Raw genomic sequence first — 1,653 nt, 5'->3', positions numbered from 1 at the left:
TCGGGGCTCCGCCCAGACCTGGCCCTTGCGCCACGGAGTCCTGCATGTCCGCGACCCGCCCCGCCCGCCGTCTCGCCGCCGTGCTGCTCGGCGCAACGCTCGCCCTCGCCCCGTTCACGCAGGCTTCGGCGCTGCTGTGGAACTGGAGCTATTCCGGCACCGGCATCACCGCGAGCGGCACGTTCACGACCGACGACACCCCGGACGGCAGCGGCCATTACCTGATCAGCGCCATCACCGGCAGCCGCAACGGCATCGCCATCACCGGCCTGATGCCGGCCGGCGCACCGATTCCCGGCAACGAGCCGTTCAACATCGACAACCTCGTATCGTCCGGCAGTGAGCAATTGACTGGCGACGGCTTCGGCTACCAGCTCGCCGACGGCAATTACGTCAGCCCGTTCTTCGCCAGCTTCCTGTCACCGCCCGGCTATCTGGAGGTGTACTCGGCGGCCCCGTTCACGCCCGGCTTCACGAACTTCGGCCCCGAGGACAGCGAACTGCTGATCAGCTTCTCGGCGGTGCCGGTGCCGGAGCCGGCGGGGCTGGCGCTGCTGCTGGCCGGCGGACTTGGCCTCGGCGCGATGCGGCGTCGGGACTGAGCCGCAGCGCGTGCCCGCTCAGGCCATCGCCGTCGCCCGCCGGTCTCCGGACCGGATACGCTGATGCCGACCTTGCAGCCGGACCTCCGCAGGCCGGCGCCGGGCCGCCGGCAGCGGCGGCCTGAGGACCGGGTTGCGCAGGACCGATGAGCCGCTGGTGCATGCGATGACAAGACTGTCCTGCCTGTTTCTGAGCCTCCTGCTCCTCAGCGGCTGCGCCGGTTTCCGGGGTGGCTGGGAGAGCATCGCTTATGTCGGCGACACCCCGCCCGTCCTCTCCGGCGATCGCCCGAGCCGGACCCCGCCGGAATTCGAGCTGCCCGGGCTGAAGTTCAGTGTCGACATCGACAACCGGCTGCGCACGCATGATTACCAGGTGATGCTGTTCTTCGTGCCGGTTTCGATCGATCCGCGCAACGTGTACACGAAGAACGTCACCGCCGGCAGGACGCGCGTGTTCGTGACCGTCGTGCCGCTGAAGCCGGGTTTCGTGTTCCGGCCGGAGCAGGCGATCCTGCAGTTTGCCGGGCAGCGACATGCCGGCGTGGCCGGATACGAGTTCGGTCGCCGGGATGCGCAGGGCCGGTGGATCGAACAGGGCAGCGACTGGCAGCACTGGCCGCTGCCGGCCGCATACGCATTGTCCGAGCCCGGGCGGCGCTATCGGCTGTCGATCGACTTCGCCGTGCCGGTGCCCTCGCCGGAATCCTCCGACATCCTGCTGGATCTGTCCGGTGCGCTGAAATCCGACAGCCAGCCACCGCTGCCGCCGATCCGCTTCATGCCGCTGCGCTGGGATGAGGGGTATACGTGACGGGGCGGTTCTGTCTGAAGCCGGCATTTCCGGCGCCCGCCATCTTCCGCGGCCGGATGCCCTGATTTACGGCTTCGTGAATCGCACCGCTTTCCCCAGTGCCCCGCCCGGCACCCGTGCCGTTGCGGCATCGGGCACCCGGCGGCCGGTGGAGTTGGCCGGAGTTTCAGATTTCAATGACGCGAACATCCTTGTCCCACTGCTTCAGCTCGCACCATTGCTCCGCAAACGTGATGA

At 68.4% G+C, this 1,653-nt stretch carries 2 protein-coding genes; both read left to right on the top strand.

The genetic code is table 11. The features are described from left to right. Positions 1-44: 44 nt before the first annotated feature. Positions 45-602 (top strand): PEP-CTERM sorting domain-containing protein, encoded by a 558-nt coding sequence (locus PKE44_RS19190; RefSeq protein WP_324554420.1) that lies wholly within the window; start codon positions 45-47, stop codon positions 600-602. Between the two features lie 166 nt (positions 603-768). Then, a complete protein-coding gene (locus PKE44_RS19185) occupies positions 769-1,416 on the top strand; it encodes a hypothetical protein (RefSeq protein WP_324554418.1) in 648 nt (215 codons plus the stop codon). The last annotated feature ends 237 nt before the right edge of the window (positions 1,417-1,653 follow it).

The sequence above is a fragment of the Plasticicumulans sp. genome (assembly GCF_035331805.1).
In the GTDB taxonomy this organism is placed as follows: domain Bacteria; phylum Pseudomonadota; class Gammaproteobacteria; order Competibacterales; family Competibacteraceae; genus Plasticicumulans.
Note: the sequence above shows the minus strand (reverse complement) of the source record. Positions and strands in the feature narration are given on the sequence as shown.

What these genes read in the sequence shown, in the direction of transcription:
- PKE44_RS19185 (WP_324554418.1), top strand. Translation starts at nt 769, where the DNA reads ATGACAAGACTGTCCTGCCTGTTTCTGAGCCTCCTGCTCCTCAGCGGC.
- PKE44_RS19190 (WP_324554420.1), top strand. Translation starts at nt 45, where the DNA reads ATGTCCGCGACCCGCCCCGCCCGCCGTCTCGCCGCCGTGCTGCTCGGC.